The following is a 427-nucleotide window of genomic DNA, read 5'->3' on the forward strand; positions in this document are numbered from 1 at the left end:
CTCAAGGCCCAGGCCGCCCAGGCAACGGCTCTGCCGTTCCTGATCACGGCGTGGACCCCGGGCTTCCGCGAACCCGTGATCGTTGGCCAGCTGACGGTGTCCTCCATCGTGTGGGGCTCGGCAATGATGGCCACGCTCGGATATTGGGTCGACAAGGACCGGGCGGGCCAGGGCATTGCCCCGACCGCTGTGGCATTGGCAACGGACTACTGCTTCCGGACGCTCGGGCTGCACCGGATGGAGATCAACATCCGTCCCGAAAACGGACCCAGCCTGCGCGTGGTCGAGAAACTCGGCTTTCGCGACGAGGGTTACCGGCCGCGGTACCTGCATATCAACGGTGAATGGGCGGACCACCGCAGCTTCGCGCTGACCTCCGAAGAAGTCCCCGGGGGGCTGCTGGCACGCTGGCTGCAGAGCCGTCCCG

The 427-nt window shown here is 66.7% G+C and carries 1 protein-coding gene; it reads left to right on the forward strand.

Annotated features, from left to right (window positions below; all coding sequences use genetic code 11):
• Window positions 1-427 (forward strand): GNAT family N-acetyltransferase (locus tag AC1DIO_RS35520; RefSeq protein WP_476854975.1); only part of this gene is annotated, 427 nt, incomplete at both ends.

The sequence above is a fragment of the Allobosea sp. 05T439 genome (assembly GCF_056396005.1).